Origin of the sequence: Pseudomonas sp. NPDC085632, assembly GCF_044541255.1 — a bacterium.
In the GTDB taxonomy this organism is placed as follows: Bacteria; Pseudomonadota; Gammaproteobacteria; order Pseudomonadales; family Pseudomonadaceae; genus Aquipseudomonas.
In genome coordinates this window covers 1-18,470 of sequence record NZ_JBITSX010000073.1, presented here as the reverse complement: position 1 = coordinate 18,470, position 18,470 = coordinate 1, and the positions used below count along the sequence as shown (strand labels likewise).

Here is an 18,470-nt window from a genome sequence, read left to right as displayed (position 1 = left end):
TCGCGATGAGCAATGTGTCTATTAAAATGTGTCCACCATGTCTCCGAACACCTGTCCACCATGTCTCCGGTACATACACTCCCGGAGGGAGAGGGGGCCGACCGTGGGATGCTCACAAGTTACGCCGACCTGAAAATACTGCTGTGAATCCATAATCGACTCGGTGGGGCAGGTCGATGTATGGCGCCAGACACCTCGGTCGGTCCCTTCTCCCTCCGGGAGAGGGCTAGGGTGAGGGCGCTTTTGATCGTTACCCTGAGCGTAATGATTCACCACCGCGCTTGATTGATGCCCCCACCCCACACGCCTACCTTAGCTCCACGACAGCGAACCCCGTGGAGTGAGCATGACAACAACAATTTCCCCCGACTCGCGCTGGACGCGGCGGCGCGATGAGAAGCAGCGCCGCCTCGACAAGGTGCGCGGGCTGGCCGACGGTGTGGTGTTGCCCACCGACAAGATCGTCGCCGCGCTCGAAGCGCTGATTCATCCCGGCGACCGTGTGGTACTCGAGGGCAACAACCAGAAGCAAGCGGATTTCCTTTCGCGCTCGCTGGCCAAAGCCGACCCGGAAAAGCTCCACGACCTGCACATGATCATGCCCAGCGTCGGTCGCTCCGAACACCTCGACCTGTTCGAACGCGGCATTGCCCGCAAGCTCGATTTCTCCTTCGCCGGCACGCAGAGCCTGCGCATCAGCCAGTTGCTCGAAGACGGCCTGCTGGAAATCGGCGCAATCCACACCTACATAGAACTCTACGCCCGACTGGTGGTGGACCTGATCCCCAACGTCGTGCTCTCCGCCGGCTTCATGGCCGACCGCGCCGGCAACATTTACACCGGCCCGAGCACCGAAGACACCCCGGCACTGATCGAACCAGCCGCGTTCAGCGACGGCATCGTCATCGTCCAGGTCAACCAATTGGTCGACGACGTCAGCGAACTCCCGCGTGTGGATATCCCCGCGTCATGGGTCGATTTCGTCGTGGTGGCCGACAAGCCGTTCTACATCGAACCGCTGTTCACCCGCGACCCACGCCACATCAAGCCTGTGCACGTACTGATGGCGATGATGGCGATTCGCGGGATCTACGAAAAACACAACGTGCAGTCGCTCAACCACGGCATCGGTTTCAACACCGCCGCCATCGAATTGATCCTGCCGACCTACGGCGAATCCCTCGGCCTCAAAGGCAAGATCTGCCGCAACTGGACGCTCAACCCGCACCCGACGTTGATCCCGGCGATTGAAAGTGGCTGGGTCGAAAGCGTGCATTGCTTCGGCACTGAACTGGGCATGGAAAACTACATCGCCGCCCGCCCCGACGTGTTCTTCACCGGCCGCGACGGCTCCCTGCGTTCCAACCGGATGTTCTGCCAACTCGCCGGGCAGTACGCGGTAGATCTGTTTATCGGCGCGACGTTGCAGGTCGATGGCGATGGCCATTCCTCAACCGTCACCCGTGGCCGCCTCGCCGGTTTCGGTGGCGCGCCGAACATGGGCCACGACCCGCGCGGTCGGCGTCACGGCACTCCGGCGTGGCTGGACATGCGTCATGACGACTCTCAGCAACCGATGCTCGAACGCGGCAAAAAACTCGTGGTGCAAATGGTCGAGACGTTCCAGGAGGGCGGCAAACCGACTTTCGTCGAAACCCTCGATGCGGTGGAAGTGGCGAAGAAAAGCGGCATGCCGCTGGCGCCGATCATGATCTACGGCGATGACGTCACCCACCTGCTCACCGAAGAAGGCATCGCCTACCTGTACAAGGCACGCTCGCTGGAAGAGCGCCAGGCGATGATCGCTGCGGTCGCCGGCGTCACCGCCATCGGCCTGCGCCACAACCCGAAAGACACTGAACGCATGCGCCGCGAAGGCCTGATCGCCTTGCCCGAAGACCTCGGCATCCGCCGCACCGACGCCACCCGCGAACTGCTCGCGGCGAAAAGCGTGGCCGATCTGGTCGAGTGGTCTGGTGGCCTGTACAACCCGCCCGCGAAATTCAGGAGCTGGTAATGCACGCATTTAACCTGCAAGCGAAACCGCTGTCCCTGGCTGATCGATTGGCCGACCTGGCGGTGGACGCGTTGATCGACGAAGCCGATCTGTCGCCGAAACCGGCACTGGTCGACCGTCGCGGCAATGGCGCGCACACCGATTTGCACCTGGGCCTGATGCACGCTTCGGCGCTGTCGTTGTGGCCGGCGTTCAAGGAAATGGCTGAAGCGGCGGTTGCAATCGGCGAAGTCGATTCAACGTTGCGCGAAGCGATTGGCCGCATCGGTCGTGAAGGCGAGCAAGCCATGCTCACGACCACCAACGGTGTGAACACGCATCGCGGTGCCATTTGGGCGCTGGGATTGTTGGTGACCGCTGCTGCTCTGGAACCGCAATCCTCCAGCGCTAACGCCGTGACCCTGCGTGCTGCACGTCTGGCCTTGCTGGATGATCGCCACGCACCGAAACCCTTGAGCCACGGTGCCCAAGTCGCCCTGCGTTACGGCGCCCGGGGTGCTCGTGAAGAAGCGCAACTCGGCTTCCCTTCGGTGCTGCAACGCGGCTTGCCACAACTCAAGCGCAGCCGCGCCAACGGCCACGGCGAACAGAACGCCCGGCTCGACGCGTTGCTCGCGATCATGACGAATCTGGCCGACACCTGCGTGCTCTACCGCGCCGGCGAAGAAGGCCTGCACGCCATGCAACACGGCGCGCAAGCAGTGCTCGACGCCGGTGGCAGCGCCAGCCTCAGCGGTCGTCGTCGCCTGCACGAACTGGATCAACAACTCATCGCATTGAATGCCTCGCCCGGTGGCGCCGCCGACTTGCTCGCCGCCACGCTGCTGCTCGATCGCATCGAGCGCGACGGCATCCTTCAGGGAGCGTTTTGATGGAAACCCTATCGTTTGAATTCCCCGCCGGGCAGCCGCCACGCGGTCGTGCGCTGGTCGGTTGTGTCGGCTCGGGTGATCTGGAAGTGCTGATCGAACCGGGCCTGGCCGGCAAGCTGACGATCAATGTGCAGACTTCGGTCAACGGTGCGCAGCTGCGCTGGCAGCACCTGTTTGCACGGATGTTCGACGGCACCACGCCGCCGGCGATGGCTATCGATATCCACGACTTTGGCGCGACGCCGGGCGTGGTGCGCTTGCGGCTGGAACAAGGTTTCGAGGAGATCGGCCATGACTGACAGCGCAGCGTTGCTCAACAAACACAGCTTCGTCGAACTCGGCGCGCGGCAACGGGCGCAAGCCTTGCTCGATGCCGGCAGCTTTCGCGAATTGCTCGATCCGTTTCAACGGGTGATGTCGCCGTGGCTTGAACGCCAGGGCGTCGTGCCGCAGGCCGATGACGGGGTGGTGATTGCCAAGGGCAATCTCGACGGTTTGCCGGTGGTCATTGCCGCGATTGAAGGTGCGTTTCAGGGCGGCAGCCTTGGCGAAGTCGGCGGGGCGAAGATTGCCGGCGCGTTGGAACTGGCCGCCGAAGACAACCGCAAAGGCATTCCGACTCGGGCGGTGTTGTTGCTGGAAACTGGTGGTGTGCGTTTGCAGGAGGCCAATCTCGGGCTGGCGGCGATTGCTGATATTCATGCGGCGATTGTCGATTTGCAGCAGTACCAACCGGTGGTCGGTGTGGTTGCGGGCAGCGTCGGTTGCTTCGGTGGTATGTCGATTGCGGCGGCGTTGTGCAGCTATTTGTTGGTGACTCAGGAAGCGCGCCTCGGTTTGAACGGCCCGCAAGTGATTGAGCAGGAAGCGGGGATCGAAGAATACGACTCCCGCGACCGGCCCTTCATCTGGAGCCTGACCGGTGGCGAGCAGCGTTTCGCCAGTGGTCTGGTGGATCGTTATGTCGCCGATGACGTGGCGAAGATTCGTCAGCAGGTTGGTGAATTACTGCAGCAGGGTTTGCCGACACAGCCACGCAGCCAGCGCGCCGAATGGTTTCTGCAACGCCTGAGCGGTCTGAACACTGACCCGCAAATCGAACCGTCGGTGGTTCGCGATCTGTATCAAGGAGAGCGCTCATGAGCGGTTATTCACTGCGCGGTTTGAACTGGTTCAACGCCTTGAGCGCGGGCGCTGTCGTGGTCGAAGGGCTGCCGGCCTCGTTGAAGGTGGCTGACGGTGCGCTGGGGCGTTTCATCGCTGTGGTCGCTGATCCGGACAATCGGTTTCCTCGCGCTCGTAATGGCGAAGTCGGCCTGCTCGAAGGTTGGGGTTTGGCCAAAGCTGTGGATGACGCGATCACTGCTGATCGTGACAAGGCGCAGAAGCGCCCGATCATCGCCATCGTCGATGTGCCGAGTCAGGCTTACGGTCGCCGCGAGGAAGCGCTCGGCATTCATCAGGCACTGGCCGGTGCGGCGGACAGTTATGCCCGCGCGCGTTTGGCCGGGCATCCGGTGATTGCGCTGTTGGTTGGCAAGGCCATGTCAGGGGCTTTTCTGGCTCACGGTTATCAGGCCAATCGTTTGATCGCGTTGCGTGATCCCGGCGTGATGGTGCATGCGATGGGCAAGGCGTCGGCGGCGCGGGTGACGTTGCGTAGTGTTGAAGAACTGGAGGCGCTGGCCGCCAGTGTGCCGCCGATGGCTTATGACATCGACAGTTATGCCAGCCTCGGATTGCTCTGGGAAACCTTGTCGGTGGAGCAGATTGAACAGCCGACCGCAGAGGATCTGGCACGGGTGAAGGAATGCCTGAAACAGGCCATTAGCGATGTTTCCAGCACTGACTTGAGCAATCGCCTCGGCGCGAAAAATCGTGCGGCCTCCAGCAAGGTTCGCGAATTGCTGAGGGCGCAGTGGTGAACACGCCTCTGGCCCACGATCTGCTCTGGGGCATGACCCCGGCGCAGTTGCCGGCGGATGCGCCGGCATGGGCCGGCGAGTCGCTCAGCGCCGGGCAACCGGTGGTGGTGCGACGGGCGCTGAGCGAGGAAGGTTTGGTCGCGGTCGGCATTCGCGGTGTATTGCGCGAGCAGCGGCTGGCGGCGTTGATGGCGGTCGATTCGATTGCCTGTCGGGTCAGTCCCGAAGCGCTTTGTCATGTTGAGTGCGAGCGCGATCTGCCGGTCATGCAGGCGCTCAAACAACTGCGGCCAATGCTCGACGATTGCGGTTGGATTTGGGGTGTCAGCGGCAGTGTCGGGTTTGAATTGGCCAGTGGTTTTAAAGTGATGCATGCGGCCAGTGACCTCGATCTGATTCTGCGTACACCGCAACTGATTACCCGCAATCAGGCACGCAAACTGGTCGAGCTTTTCGATCAAGCCCCGTGCCGGGTCGACCTGCAATTGCAGACGCCGTTCGGTGCTGTGGCGTTGCGTGAGTGGGCCAGCGGTTCGGCGCGCGTGCTGCTGAAAAATGCTCATCAGGCTTGCCTGGTGATTGATCCATGGAACCTGCAGGAGCAGGCAGCGTGAGCAGTCTGCTGGTGTTCCCCGGCCAGGGCGCGCAGCAAGCGGGCATGCTTCAGCGTTTGTCTCGGGAATCGTTGGTTGAGGCCAGCGACGTGCTTGGCGAAGATGTTTTGTTGCTGGATTCCAGCGATGCGTTGCGCACGACAAGGGCGGTTCAACTCTGCCTGCTGATCGCTGGTGTCGCAGCTTCACGGCAGCTGTTGCAGGACGGACTCACGGCGGATTACGTCGCCGGCCTGTCCATCGGCGCTTACCCGGCAGCGGTGGTTGCCGGCGCCTTGAGCTTCAGCGATGCGTTGCATCTGGTCAGCCTGCGCGGTGAACTGATGCAGCGAGCTTATCCACAAGGCTACGGCATGACCGCAATCATCGGCCTGCAATTATCCACAGTCGAAACGCTGCTGGCGCAGGTACACAGCGAAGATTCGCCGGTGTATCTGGCCAACATCAACGCCGATAACCAAGTAGTGATTGCTGGCTTCGACAAGGCGATGCAAACCGTGGCCGAACTGGCGCGCAGTCGTGGCGCCGGTCTGGCAAAACGTCTGGCAGTGAGTGTGCCATCGCACTGTCCGCTGCTGGACGAACCGGCGCAAATCCTTGCTGAAGCCTTCGCAAAGGTTGAACTGAAAACCCCGAAAATCGCTTACCTGAGCGGCAGTCGCGCACGCCCTGTGACCAAAGTAGAAGCGCTGCGCGACGACCTCGCCTTCAACATGTGTCGCGTAGTGGATTGGCGCGGCACCGTGCAAAGCGCTTATGAGCGCGGCGTGCGTTTACAGATCGAACTGCCGCCCGGTGCGGTGCTGACCGGGCTGGCGCGCCGGGTGTTCGAGCAGGGCACGGTCACTGCCTTCGACAGTGCGCGCCTCGACACCTTGCAAGCGCTGCTGCGTGAGGAGGGAAGCCGCCAACTCTAAACCGCCGCGACTCAAGCTTCGAACAACAAAAACAACATTCGACGATGCACTTTGAGGACTACAACAATGATTATTTACGGTGTGGCGTTTCTCGCCTTTTGTACGCTGGTGGGTATTTGGGTCGGTGAGTTGCTCGGCAAGCTGATCGGCGTGCCGGCCAACGTCGGCGGGGTCGGTATTGCGATGCTGCTGTTGATCGGTCTGGGCAGTTATCTGAACAAAAGCGGCTGGCTCAAGGGCAAGACCGAGCAGGGCGTCGAGTTCTGGAGCGCGGTCTACATTCCTATCGTGGTGGCCATGGCGGCCCAGCAAAACGTCTACGGCGCACTGAAGGGCGGGCCGATGGCGATCCTCGCCGGGACGCTTGCTGTCGTGATCGCTTTTGCCTTGGTGCCGGTGCTGACGCGCATGGGCAACAAGGAGCAGACCCCGATCGCTCCAGCCAAGACTGCGGGGTAATCGCCATGTACGAATCAATGATGAAAGTGATCACCGGCTACGGTTTGATCAGCGGCTTCCTGATTGTCGGCCTGACCATGTGGGTGTCCTACTGGATGTCCAACACCTTCACCAAGGGCCGTTTGCACGGCTCGGCCATCGCCATTCTGCTCGGGCTGGTGCTGTCGTATGTCGGCGGCGCGTTGACCGGTGGGCAGAAGGGTGTGGTGGATATTCCGTTGTTGTCCGGCATCGGCCTGCTCGGCGGGGCGATGTTGCGTGACTTTGCGATTGTCGCCACCGCGTTTGGCGTGAGTGTCGATGAGCTCAAGCGTGCCGGGTTCGTCGGTGTGCTGGCGCTGTTTGTGGGTGTCGGCACGTCGTTTGTCGCCGGGGTCGGTGTGGCGATGGCGTTCGGTTATACCGACGCGGTGAGCCTGACCACGATTGGCGCGGGCGCGGTAACTTACATCGTCGGCCCGGTGACCGGCGCGGCAATTGGTGCCAGTTCCGAGGTGATGGCGCTGTCGATCGCGGCGGGGCTGATCAAGGCGATTCTGGTGATGGTGATGACGCCGTTCGTGGCGCCGATGATCGGCCTCAACAATCCACGCAGCGCGGTGATTTTCGGCGGCTTGATGGGCACGTCCAGCGGCGTGGCCGGCGGGTTGGCGGCGACGGATCCGAAGCTGGTGCCTTATGGGTGTCTGACGGCTGCGTTTTATACGGCGCTGGGGTGTTTGCTTGGGCCTTCGCTGTTGTTTTTGGCGATGCGCGGGTTGGTGGGTTAGTTGCCAAAAGCTGCCCTCACCCTAATCCTCCCGAAACGTCGGACCGCCCGTAGGGAGAGGGGACTGACCGAGTTGGATGTTGGAGGTATGCCGATCTGAAAGTCCTGAGTCGAACTCAGGCCTTGAAACCCACGGAGATCTGCTCCCTTTCCCCCTCGCCCCTTGGGGGAGAGGGCTGGGGTGAGGGGGTAGCTCTTGATCTAAACCCCAACCTGCCGATTGGCATACATCCGACACTCCGCCAACAACGCCAACAAATTCGGATCCCTCTCCTTGGCCTTCAAGAACACCACACCGATGTGCTGCTGCAACCGGTACTTCTCCTGCAACGGAATCAGCTTCACCCGATTCTCATACACCGCCGCAATCCGTCCCGGCAGCAACGCATAACCCACCCCCGAACTGACCATGCTCAGCAGCGTGAAAATGTCATTCACCTGCATCGCCACCTTCGGTTCGAACCCCGCCTGCTTGAACACCCGGTTACCGTCCTGATGCGTGGCAAAGCCCTGGGTCAAGGTGATGAACGTTTCATCCCGGACTTCCGCGAGATCCACTTCACTGCGCTGAGCAAACTTTGAATCCGCTGGCGTGGCGAGGAAAATGTCATCGGAAAAAAGCGCAATCTGCTCGCAATCCGGGTCGTTGATGCTGTCGTCAAGCGACACCAGAATCGCGTCGACTTCCATGTTTTTCAGTTTGTAGAGGAGGTCGATGTTCGAGCCGAGGATCAGGTCGATGTTGAGTTCGCTGCGACGGATCTTCAGGCCCATGATCAGTTGCGGTACGGTTTTCACTGTCAGTGAATACAGCGAGCCAAGCTTGAAACGTTCGGCGGAGAACCCGGCGGCTTCGCGGGTCAGGCGCACGCTTTCGACGACGTCGTTGATCAGCTTCTGCGCGCGTTCTTCGAGGACGTAGGCGCTTTCCAGCGGTGTCAGGTTGCGGCCTTCGTGTTTGAACAGCGGGCAGCGCAGGGCGCTTTCCAGCGAGTGAATCGCGCGGTGCACGCTGACGTTGCTGGTCTGCAACTCGGCAGCGGCGCGGGCAAGGTTGCCGGTGCGCATGAAGGCGAGGAACACCTCGAGTTTTTTCAGGGTCAATTCTTCGTCGATCAGCATGGCGCGGACTCTTTTTGGAATGCGTCGATTGTGCCTTGAAGATCAAAAGATCGCAGCCTTCGGCAGCTCCTACATTGGAATGCGATCACCTGTAGGCGCTGCCGAAGGCTGCGATCGTTTGATCTTGGCTTTGAACAGAAACATTGCGCTTTTACGCTCAAGGCCCGAGCCTTGCGCGCTGCGGTAACGAATATTGAGGTGAGCGACACATGTATCACGGAGAAAAACTCAACGCCTGGACGCATTTGGTCGGGGCGGTGGCGGCTTTTGTCGGCGGGGTCTGGATGTTGGTGATCGCCAGTCTGGACGGCAGTCCGTGGAAGATTGTCAGTGTGGCGATCTACGCGTTTACCCTGCTGGTGCTTTACAGCGCATCAACCGTGTACCACAGCGTGCGCGGGCGCAAGAAAGCGATCATGAAGAAGGTCGATCACTTTTCGATCTACCTGTTGATTGCCGGCAGCTACACGCCGTTCTGTCTGGTCACGCTGCGCGGGCCCTGGGGCTGGACGCTGTTCGGGATTGTCTGGGGGCTGGCGCTGATTGGCATCCTGCAGGAGATCAAACCGCGTTCGGAGGCGCGGATTCTGTCGATCGTGATTTACGCGGTGATGGGCTGGATTGTGTTGGTGGCGGTGAAGCCTTTGATTGCGGCGCTGGGCACAACAGGGTTTGCCTGGCTGGCGTCGGGCGGGGTTTTGTACACGGTGGGGATTATCTTTTTTGCCCTGGATCACCGGCTGCGGCATGCGCACGGGATCTGGCATTTGTTTGTGATTGCCGGGAGTTTGCTGCACTTTGTCGCGATCTTGTTTTATGTCCTCTAGAGACACCACCATCCCTTGTGCCTGATCGTTCCCACGCTCTGCGTGGTAACGCCTCCTGTGACGCTCTGCGTCACGCCGTATGGGACGCGGAGCGTCCCGGGCTGCATTCCCACGCAGAGCGTGGGAACGATCATTCCGGCAAAAAGGGTTAGAAATCACCCCAAAGCTGCTGGGCCACCGCCAGTGCAACCACCGGCGCGGTCTCGGTGCGCAACACGCGTGGGCCAAGGCGGGCGGCGTGGAAGCTGTTGCCTTTGGCTTGCTCGACTTCAGCGTCAGTCAAACCACCCTCAGGCCCGATCAGGAACGCCAGCGTCACCGGTTTGGCATGACTCACCAACGGCTCCGCCACCGGATGCAACACCAGTTTCAACTCGGCTTCAGTCTGCTTGATCCAGTCCGCCAACAACACCGGCGGATGAATCACCGGCACCCGCGAGCGCCCACACTGTTCACACGCGCTGATCGCCACCTGACGCCAGTGCAGCAGGCGTTTGTCGGCGCGTTCGTCCTTGAGGCGAACTTCGCAGCGATCACTGAAGATCGGCGTAATTTCATTCACGCCCAGTTCGGTGGCTTTCTGAATCGCCCAATCCATGCGCTCGCCACGGGACAAGCCCTGACCGAGGTGAATGTGCAGCGGCGATTCGACCTGACCGGCGAATTGTTCGTCGATCTGCACGGTCACGTGCTTCTTGCCGACTTCCAGCAGAGCGCCGCGAAACTCATGACCGGAACCGTCGAACATCTGCACCGCATCGCCCTCGGCCATGCGCAGCACGCGGCTGATGTAATGCGCCTGGGCCTCCGGCAATTCGTGTTCGCCGGTGCTCAGGGGGGCGTCGATAAAGAAGCGGGACAGTCTCATTTCGGGTCTCTCAGATTAGATCGTTCCCACGCTTTGCGTGGGAATGCCTCAATGGACGCTCTGCGTCCGCTTTGGGACGCGGAGCGTCCCGGGCTGCATTGCCAAGCGGAGCGTGGGAACGAGAAGTTACGGTTAGCCCGGATCGCGGAAGCCGGGGTGGAAATCTTTTGGCACGGCGACGCTGACGCTGTCACGGGTAGCGATGTCGATGCCTTCGCTGGCGACTTCGGCGAGGAAGTCGATCTGCTCCGGGGTGATCACGTACGGCGGCAGGAAATACACCACGCTGCCCAGCGGACGCAGCAACGCGCCGCGCTCCAGCGCGTGCTGGAACACCTTCAAACCGCGACGCTCCTGCCAAGGGTAGGCCTCTTTCGTGGCCTTATCCTTGACCATCTCGATGGCCAGGACCATGCCGGTCTGCCGCACTTCCGACACATTCGGGTGATCGACCAGATGCGCTGTCGCCGAGGCCATGCGCTGAGCCAGCGCCTTGTTGTTCTCGATGACGTTGTCTTGCTCGAAGATATCCAGCGTCGCCAGTGCCGCCGCACAGGCCAGCGGGTTGCCGGTGTAGCTGTGCGAATGCAGGAACGCGCGCAAGGTCGGATAGTCGTCGTAAAACGCGCTGTAGACCTCGTCGGTGGTTAGGCACGCCGCCAGCGGCAGATAGCCGCCGGTCAGGGCCTTCGACAGACAGAGGAAGTCCGGGCGAATGCCGGCCTGCTCACAGGCAAACATCGTCCCGGTACGGCCGAAACCAACGGCGATTTCATCGAGGATCAAGTGCACGCCGTAGCGATCACAAGCCTCGCGCAGCAATTTCAGATACACCGGGTGATACATGCGCATGCCACCGGCGCCCTGAATCAACGGCTCGACGATCACTGCCGCAACGCTGTCATGGTTCTCTGCCAAGGTCAGTTCCATGGCGGCGAACATGTTGCGCGAGTGCTCTTCCCAGCTCATGCCTTCGGGGCGCCCATAGCAATCCGGGCTCGGCACCTTGATGGTGTCCATCAGCAGCGCTTTGTAGGTTTCGGTGAACAGCGGCACGTCGCCGACCGCCATCGCCGCCATGGTTTCGCCGTGGTAGCTGTTGGTCAGGGTGACGAAGCGCTTTTTGTTCGGTTGGCCGCGATTGAGCCAGTAGTGAAAGCTCATTTTCAGCGCGACTTCGATACAGGACGAACCGTTATCGGCGTAGAACACCCGGTTCAGGCCTTCCGGCGTCATCTTCACCAGACGCTCGGACAGCTCGATCACCGGTTGATGGCTAAAGCCGGCCAGAATCACGTGCTCCAGTTGATCGACCTGATCCTTGATGCGCTGGTTGATGCGCGGGTTGGCGTGGCCGAACACGTTGACCCACCACGAACTGACGGCGTCGAGGTAGCGCTTGCCTTCGAAGTCTTCGAGCCAGACGCCTTCACCGCGCTTGATCGGGATCAGCGGCAGCTGTTCGTGGTCTTTCATCTGGGTGCAGGGATGCCACAACACCGCGAGGTCGCGTTGCATCCACTGGTTATTCAGGCCCATTTACAGTCTCCTCGAGGCGGCTCGCGACAGGCGCGGGCAAACAATCGCGCAAGCCTATGCAATGCGTCGCGCGGGGACAACCCATTGTGTCGATTGAGCTACTTTGTATGAGCCGATAGACGTCGCTGGCGGCGTTTTGATGGCTAACGTATTCTTCGCGGTTCTTTGGGTCGTCTGACCCGCAAAACTGCTTTTTCCTACGTGTATTTCCGGAGTTCGCTGAATGTCTGTCGGTTGGCTGCGCGCCTGTGCGCTGGTGATGTTGGGGCTGTTCAGCGTTACAGCGCTGGCCAAGGATAAAACCGCAATCGTGATCGGCGGCGGCCTGTCGGGTCTGACTGCCGCTTACGAACTGCAAAACAAAGGCTGGCAGGTCACCCTGCTGGAAGCCAAGCCGAGCATGGGCGGTCGCTCCGGCATGGCCACCAGCGAGTGGATCGGCAACGACAAGACCCAGCCGGTGCTGAACAAGTACGTCTCGACGTTCAAGCTGGGCACCACGCCGGCACCGGAATTCGTACGTACCCCGGGTTATCTGATCGACGGCGAGTATTTCTCCGCCGCCGATCTGGCGACCAAGCAACCGGCCACCGCCGACGCCTTGAAGCGCTACCAGAAAACCCTCGACGATCTGGCGCGTTCGATCGATGACCCGCAGAACCCGGCGGCGACCAGCACGCTGCACGCGCTGGATCAGATCACCGTGTCGAGCTGGCTCGACAAGCAGAATCTGCCGGCCACCGCGCGCCAGTTGATCAACCAGGACATCCGTACTCACTACGACGAACCTTCGCGTCTGTCGTTGCTGTATTTCGCCCAGCAGAACCGTGTGTATCGCGGCGTCTCCGACCGTGACCTGCGTGCTTCGCGTCTGGTCGGCGGCAGCCAGGTGCTGGCCCAGGCGTTCGTCAAACAGATCAAGACGATCAAGACCAACTCGCCGGTATCGGCCATCAATCAGGACAAGGACGGCGTGACCGTCAAGGTCGGCAGTGTTGGCTACCAGGCTGATTACGTCGTACTGGCTGTGCCGCTGCGCGCGCTGAACAAGATTGCGCTGACGCCGGCGCTGGATGCCCAGCACATGGCCGCGATCAAGGGCACCAACTACGGCTGGCGCGACCAGATCATGCTGAAGTTCAAGACGCCGGTGTGGGAAAGCAAGGCGCGTATGTCCGGCGAGATCTACAGCAACACTGGTCTGGGCATGTTGTGGATCGAGCCTGCGCTGAAGGGCGGCGCCAACGTGGTGATCAACCTGTCCGGCGACAATGCCCGCGTGATGCAGGCGTTTGGCGACAAACAGATGGTCGATCAGGTGCTGATCCGTCTGCACGCGTTTTATCCACAGGCCCGTGGCTCTTTTACCGGTTATGAAATCCGTCGTTACAGCACCGACCCTTCGATGGGCGGTGCCTACCTGGCTTACGGCCCGGGGCAGATCAGCAAGTTCTGGCGCCTGTGGGAACGTCCGCTGCAACGCGTGACGTTCGCTGGCGAACACACCGACACCTTGTACCCGGGCACCCTGGAAGGCGCACTGCGCACCGGTCAGCGTGCAGCCAGTCAGGTTGAAGACCTGGCGGCGGGCAAATCGTTTGAGCCAGTCAAAGTGGTGCCGGCTGCAGCAGCGGCAGGCGCGGCGGGTGCCGTGGCGGCGAAGAAGGGCAACTTCTTCAGCAACCTGTTCGGCGGTTCGGATGACGAGAAGAAGCCTGAGCCTGTGAAGGCGCCAGAGCCGGCACCTGCTCCGGTCGCTCCAGCGCCTGCGCCTGCGCCGACCCCTGCGCCAGCTCCGGTGGAAGCGCCGAAGCCTGCGACTCCGGTGAAAGCCGAGCCGGCGAAGAAAGCAGCGGCCAAGCCTGCGGCGAAGAAGCCTTCTGCTAAAACCGAAACGAAAAAACCTGCGGCGAAACCGGCAGCGAAGAAGGCTGAACCGGCGAAGAAGCCAGCGGCCAAGCCGGCAGCCACTACTGAGACGAAGGCGCAGTAAGCCATTGCTTCAATAAAAACGCGGCCATGAGGGCCGCGTTTTTTTTGCCAGAAGCGTGCACTGCAATCCTTCCCTTAGCAGTCTCATGGCTTACCGCTGCGCAGGATACTTCCCACAAAATAATCAGAACGAAATGATAGCGGGTGCCTGATCTCCAACTTTATGCTTGAAAAAATTGGAGGCGCTAGATGAAAAGACTTACGGTAATACTTTTGTTGATGACACTTTCCGGTTGTGCCAATGGGCGTTTCTTTCCTGGGGGTTATGGCGCTGAACTTGCTCATCAATGCAAGATAGATCCGTATAGTGCGGATTGCTTGCAGCCCCCGGCGGTTTTTACAAACTAATCAATAAAATAACTCAAGCTTTTTAAAAGTCCCATTTGAAGAACTCCGTGCCGTTCGGTAATTTTCGGAGCCATCGTTGCTTGGGTTTTCGAATGCGCCCGGGGACAAAACCGAAGCGGGCCCAGCGCAGATTCCCGTTGCGCTGATCGTAGATGACCAGGTTGCCATCGTACTGGAGCGTCATGTACGTGTTGTACCAGAGCGATTTGTCGAGGCTGTGAGTGCTTTCAGCAATCCATAGGCGCCGTCGGGAAGGGTCGTAGAGAAAACCGTTATTGCTGATGACAAACTGCAGTGGCTCACGCATCTTTTTTGGATGCAAAGTTAAACTGTAAGGCTGATGATTATCGGCAATCCACACTACCGCTTCACCTTCTTTGATCACCAGATCTCCATCGGCCTGCAATATAAGGCGGAATTGGCCGTTCTCGGATTGCAGATACTGGCCTGGTGTCAAGGTTTGGTTGGGCGGTAACTCGGAAGTGCCACTTGCTTGAAAGGGGGTGTAACGAAGAGCCATGTTGGTCACCGTTTCAAAGAATGATTGAGTCATCATTTGATCAGGTGCAGACGTACAACTAGCGATACATAGTTATCGATTGAGAATTTCTCTGGCGACGACCTTCCTGCGATCGATGCCTGCCTGGGGGAGCGCCGGTCCAGCCAGCGAGAATCGAGTAGCATGGCCCGAGCGCTGTGCGGACAAATCGCCTTTAATCTTTCCTTAACACGTCACTTACAGACTCTTGATCGTATTTCTCGATATTTCAAAGCGAAATTTTCCGCTTTAATTCGATAGATAACTCGCTAGTCTTGGTTCGCAGTTCTCACAGGATTTGGGCAATGCAGCTACGTAACTCTTCTTCGCGCTATGGTTGGGTCAGCATCTTCATGCACTGGGGCGTGGCGCTGGTGGTCTTCGGGCTGTTCGCGCTGGGCTTGTGGATGGTCGGGCTGGATTACTACAGCAGTTGGCGCAAAGAAGCGCCGGATCTGCACAAGAGCATCGGCCTGGTGTTGCTGGCCGTGATGGTGTTGCGGGTGCTGTGGCGCTTTATCAGCCCACCACCGCCGACGCTGCAAAGCTACAGCCGCATGACCCGTATCGGTGCCAAGTTCGGCCACGGGTTTCTGTATCTGGCGCTGTTCGCTGTGATGCTTGCCGGTTATCTGATTTCCACCGCAGACGGTGTCGGGATCCCGGTGTTTGGCCTGTTTGAAGTTCCTGCACTGGTTTCCGGACTACCGGATCAGGCAGATACCGCTGGGGTGATTCATCTCTGGCTGGCGTGGGCGCTGGTAATTTTTTCCGGTCTCCATGCGTTGGCAGCATTGAAGCACCACTTTATCGATCGTGATGCGACCCTGACGCGAATGCTCGGTCGCAAAGCCTGAAATTCAACCTCGACTCAAAGGAAAAGAAAGCATGTTGAAAAAGACTCTGGCCGCTCTGGCAATCGGTTCTGCACTGCTCTCGGCCCAGGCCATGGCAGCGGACTACAAAATCGACAAGGAAGGTCAGCACGCCTTCGTTGACTGGAAAATCAGCCACCTGGGTTACAGCTTCATTCACGGTACTTTCAAGGATTTCGACGGTACGTTCTCGTGGGATTCGGCCAAGCCTGAAGCCAGCAAGATCTCGGTTGATGTGAAAACCGCCAGCCTGTGGTCGAACCACGCTGAACGTGACAAGCACATCGCCAGCAAAGACTTCCTGGATGTCGGCAAGTTTGCTGATGCCAAGTTCGTCTCCACCGCTGTTAAATCGACCGGCGAAAAGACCGCTGACGTGACCGGCGACCTGACTCTGCACGGCGTGACCAAGCCAGTAACCTTCAAGGCTACGTTCAACGGCGAAGGCAAGGATCCATGGGGCGGCGAGCGTGCTGGCTTCAACGCCAAGACCACCCTCAACCTGAACGATTTCGGGATCAAGGGCCCAGGTCCTACCTCGCAAACTGCGGATCTGGACATCTCGCTGGAAGGCGTGAAAGTTAAATAACTTTCGCCCCGCCACACAAAAACGCCCCCGGTCGAAAGATCGGGGGCGTTTTTTATAGCCCGCCAAAACACAATTCCCACTGTAGGAGCTGCCGAAGGCTGCGATCTTTTGATCCTGGCTTTTTGCAGATCAAGATCAAAAGATCGCAGCCTTCGGCAGCTCCTACAGGAAGCGGGTCTGGGTCGTCCATAAAAAATGCCCCGGCTCTTTCGAGGCGGGGCATCTTTTATGTCGGCGTTAACTCAGCGATTGCGGGTCAGCAGCGCTGGTTTTTCACCGCGTGGGCGAGCTGGCAGTTGATCGAGCTGCTCAGGCGTCGGGAAGCGGTCGGCTTTCGATTCCTTGTGCATGATCTTCGGGCCGTTGCTGCGCGGGTTTTGCACGGCGGGCTCGCTGCGTGGCTGATCGTCACGGGCCGGGCGACGGTTGCGCGAGGACGAGGCGGAATCGTCGCGACGACCCGACTGCCCATCACGCGGTGCGCCGTTGCGCGGGCCGCCGCTGCGTTTGGCTGGCGGGGTTCCGGTGCTCGAACCGTTGCTGTTGCGCGGACCATTTTGACGACCCTGCGACTGACCGCCGCGTGGTGCGCCCGAACCTGCGCCTGCGCCCTGAGCCGGTGCGCCTGGACGACGGCCGCGACCACCAGCCGGGGCAGGCTTGGGCACGTAGTCAACGCGGTTGCCGAAGTTATCCACATCGTCGTCGAGGAACTCGTCCGGTGCACGATCAGCCGCCGCGCGTGGCGGTTGGCTCGGACGTTGTTCACGGGCGGGAGTGCCTTCGCGCGGCTTCTGCTGACGGGCAGGACGCTCGCCACGTTCACCGGCCGGTTTTTCCTTGCCCTTGTCTTTGCCTTTGTCTTTACGACCGCCGCCACCGCCGCCGCCATTCGGGCCGTCGCCGCGTGGGCCACGTGGATTGCGCGGGTTACGCACGTCCGGACGCTCACGCACTTCCGGCTTCTCGGCTTCAATGGTGCTCGAATCGAAGCCCATCAGGTCGCCGTCGGCGATTTTCTGCTTGGTCATGCGTTCGATGCTTTTGAGCAGTTTTTCTTCGTCCGGCGCGACCAGCGAAATCGCCTCGCCCGAACGACCGGCACGGCCCGTACGGCCGATACGGTGCACGTAGTCTTCATCGACGTTCGGCAGTTCGAAGTTGACCACGTGTGGCAACTGATCGATGTCCAGACCGCGTGCGGCGATGTCGGTGGCGACCAGAATGCGCACCTGGTTGGCCTTGAAGTCGGCCAGCGCTTTGGTGCGCGCGTTCTGGCTCTTGTTGCCGTGGATCGCCACAGCCGGCAGGCCGTGCTTGTCCAGGTACTCGGCCAAGCGGTTGGCGCCGTGCTTGGTGCGGGTAAAAACCAGCACCTGTTCCCACGCGCCGGCGGTAATCAGGTGCGCCAGCAGCGCACGCTTGTGGCTGGCCGGCAGACGGAACACGCGTTGTTCGATGCGCTCGACCGTGGTGTTCGGCGGCGTCACTTCGATGCGTTCCGGGTTGTGCAGCAGCTTGCCGGCGAGGTCGGTGATGTCCTTGGAGAACGTCGCCGAGAACAGCAGGTTCTGACGCTTGGACGGCAGGCGCGCGAGGACTTTCTTCACGTCGTGCACGAAACCCATGTCGAGCATGCGGTCGGCTTCGTCGAGGACGAGGATTTCCACGTGGGACAGGTCAACGCTGCCCTGGCCGCACAGATCGAGCAAACGACCCGGGCAGGCGACGAGTACGTCAACGCCACGGGACATGGCCTGAACCTGTGGGTTCATGCCGACGCCGCCGAAGATGCAGGCGCTGACGAATTTCAGGTCACGGGCGTAGATCTTGAAGCTCTCGTGAACCTGGGCCGCGAGTTCGCGGGTCGGGGTCAGGACCAGTACGCGCGGTTGGCGCGGGCCATGACGCTGGGATTTGTCCGGGTGACCGTTGGGGAACAACCGCTCCAGGATCGGAAGGGCGAATCCGCCGGTTTTACCGGTACCTGTCTGTGCCGCAACCATCAGGTCGCGACCTTGCAACACGGCGGGAATGGCCCGCTGTTGCACCGGAGTAGGCTCGGTATAGCCCGCATCTTCGATGGCGCGGACTAAAGCCTCGGAGAGACCGAGGGAAGCAAAGGACATGAGTAATCCTGTTTTAGTTAGGGCTTGGCCCAATGGGAGTCTTGCCTGGCGCGAATCACGTTTAAGAGGA

Annotated in this window: 18 protein-coding genes; 13 read left to right on the top strand and 5 right to left on the bottom strand. The window is 60.3% G+C overall.

Annotation, left to right across the window (positions count from 1 at the left end; translation table 11 throughout):
- The first annotated feature begins 346 nt into the window (after positions 1-346).
- The 9 genes from mdcA (at position 347) to madM (ending at position 7,574) form a co-directional block, all read left to right on the top strand.
- A complete protein-coding gene (gene mdcA / locus ACIF4X_RS27910; protein WP_093429846.1) occupies positions 347-2,017 on the top strand; it encodes a malonate decarboxylase subunit alpha in 1,671 nt (556 codons plus the stop codon).
- Positions 2,017-2,889, top strand: coding sequence for a triphosphoribosyl-dephospho-CoA synthase (locus tag ACIF4X_RS27905; RefSeq protein WP_397484538.1), 873 nt, complete (start codon positions 2,017-2,019; stop codon positions 2,887-2,889). The genes mdcA and ACIF4X_RS27905 overlap by 1 nt, the downstream gene beginning before the upstream one ends.
- The gene (locus tag ACIF4X_RS27900; RefSeq protein ID WP_007913697.1) at positions 2,889-3,188 is read left to right on the top strand and encodes a malonate decarboxylase subunit delta; all 300 of its coding nucleotides are present in this window, start codon (positions 2,889-2,891) and stop codon (positions 3,186-3,188) included. Before ACIF4X_RS27905 ends, ACIF4X_RS27900 begins: the two co-directional genes overlap by 1 nt.
- A complete protein-coding gene (locus tag ACIF4X_RS27895; RefSeq protein ID WP_397484537.1) occupies positions 3,181-4,032 on the top strand; it encodes a biotin-independent malonate decarboxylase subunit beta in 852 nt (283 codons plus the stop codon). The genes ACIF4X_RS27900 and ACIF4X_RS27895 overlap by 8 nt, the downstream gene beginning before the upstream one ends.
- Positions 4,029-4,814 carry a biotin-independent malonate decarboxylase subunit gamma gene (mdcE, locus tag ACIF4X_RS27890; protein ID WP_397484536.1) on the top strand — a complete coding sequence of 262 codons (786 nt, stop codon included), beginning with the start codon at positions 4,029-4,031 and terminating at the stop codon, positions 4,812-4,814. Before ACIF4X_RS27895 ends, mdcE begins: the two co-directional genes overlap by 4 nt.
- A complete protein-coding gene (locus tag ACIF4X_RS27885; protein ID WP_397484535.1) occupies positions 4,808-5,428 on the top strand; it encodes a malonate decarboxylase holo-ACP synthase in 621 nt (206 codons plus the stop codon). The genes mdcE and ACIF4X_RS27885 overlap by 7 nt, the downstream gene beginning before the upstream one ends.
- The gene (gene mdcH, locus ACIF4X_RS27880; protein WP_397484534.1) at positions 5,425-6,345 is read left to right on the top strand and encodes a malonate decarboxylase subunit epsilon; all 921 of its coding nucleotides are present in this window, start codon (positions 5,425-5,427) and stop codon (positions 6,343-6,345) included. Before ACIF4X_RS27885 ends, mdcH begins: the two co-directional genes overlap by 4 nt.
- A 66-nt stretch (positions 6,346-6,411) precedes the next feature.
- Positions 6,412-6,804: a malonate transporter subunit MadL gene (madL, locus tag ACIF4X_RS27875; RefSeq protein WP_129395884.1), complete on the top strand. Its 393-nt coding sequence runs from the start codon at positions 6,412-6,414 to the stop codon at positions 6,802-6,804.
- 5 nt (positions 6,805-6,809) lie between these two features.
- Positions 6,810-7,574 (top strand): malonate transporter subunit MadM, encoded by a 765-nt coding sequence (gene madM / locus ACIF4X_RS27870; RefSeq protein ID WP_016984761.1) that lies wholly within the window; start codon positions 6,810-6,812, stop codon positions 7,572-7,574.
- 200 nt (positions 7,575-7,774) lie between these two features.
- Here the strand turns inward: madM and ACIF4X_RS27865 are convergent, their stop codons facing one another.
- A complete protein-coding gene (locus ACIF4X_RS27865; RefSeq protein WP_129395882.1) occupies positions 7,775-8,695 on the bottom strand; it encodes a LysR substrate-binding domain-containing protein in 921 nt (306 codons plus the stop codon).
- A gap of 209 nt (positions 8,696-8,904) precedes the next feature.
- On the opposite strand from ACIF4X_RS27865, the gene ACIF4X_RS27860 reads away from it, so the two are divergent.
- Positions 8,905-9,522, top strand: a complete 618-nt coding sequence (locus ACIF4X_RS27860) for a hemolysin III family protein (RefSeq protein WP_201148163.1) — start codon at positions 8,905-8,907, stop codon at positions 9,520-9,522.
- A gap of 148 nt (positions 9,523-9,670) precedes the next feature.
- Here the strand turns inward: ACIF4X_RS27860 and ACIF4X_RS27855 are convergent, their stop codons facing one another.
- Together ACIF4X_RS27855 and ACIF4X_RS27850 are read right to left on the bottom strand one after the other, a co-directional pair.
- Complete coding sequence (locus ACIF4X_RS27855; RefSeq protein ID WP_397484532.1) at positions 9,671-10,390, bottom strand: 16S rRNA (uracil(1498)-N(3))-methyltransferase; 720 nt, start codon at positions 10,388-10,390, stop codon at positions 9,671-9,673.
- A 132-nt stretch (positions 10,391-10,522) separates the two neighbouring features.
- Positions 10,523-11,929, bottom strand: a complete 1,407-nt coding sequence (locus ACIF4X_RS27850; RefSeq protein WP_397484531.1) for an adenosylmethionine--8-amino-7-oxononanoate transaminase — start codon at positions 11,927-11,929, stop codon at positions 10,523-10,525.
- Positions 11,930-12,152: 223 nt separating this feature from the next.
- Between ACIF4X_RS27850 and ACIF4X_RS27845 the strand changes: the two genes are divergently transcribed.
- Positions 12,153-13,922, top strand: coding sequence for a flavin monoamine oxidase family protein (locus ACIF4X_RS27845; RefSeq protein WP_397484530.1), 1,770 nt, complete (start codon positions 12,153-12,155; stop codon positions 13,920-13,922).
- Between the two features lie 369 nt (positions 13,923-14,291).
- Here the strand turns inward: ACIF4X_RS27845 and ACIF4X_RS27840 are convergent, their stop codons facing one another.
- Complete coding sequence (locus ACIF4X_RS27840; protein WP_397484529.1) at positions 14,292-14,789, bottom strand: hypothetical protein; 498 nt, start codon at positions 14,787-14,789, stop codon at positions 14,292-14,294.
- 323 nt (positions 14,790-15,112) lie between these two features.
- On the opposite strand from ACIF4X_RS27840, the gene ACIF4X_RS27835 reads away from it, so the two are divergent.
- Positions 15,113-15,664, top strand: a complete 552-nt coding sequence (locus ACIF4X_RS27835; protein ID WP_007913713.1) for a cytochrome b — start codon at positions 15,113-15,115, stop codon at positions 15,662-15,664.
- A 31-nt stretch (positions 15,665-15,695) separates the two neighbouring features.
- Complete coding sequence (locus ACIF4X_RS27830) at positions 15,696-16,271, top strand: YceI family protein (protein WP_007913714.1); 576 nt, start codon at positions 15,696-15,698, stop codon at positions 16,269-16,271.
- Between the two features lie 242 nt (positions 16,272-16,513).
- On the opposite strand, the gene ACIF4X_RS27825 is transcribed toward ACIF4X_RS27830, so the two are convergent.
- Positions 16,514-18,400 carry a DEAD/DEAH box helicase gene (locus ACIF4X_RS27825; RefSeq protein ID WP_397484528.1) on the bottom strand — a complete coding sequence of 629 codons (1,887 nt, stop codon included), beginning with the start codon at positions 18,398-18,400 and terminating at the stop codon, positions 16,514-16,516.
- Positions 18,401-18,470: the final 70 nt, after the last annotated feature.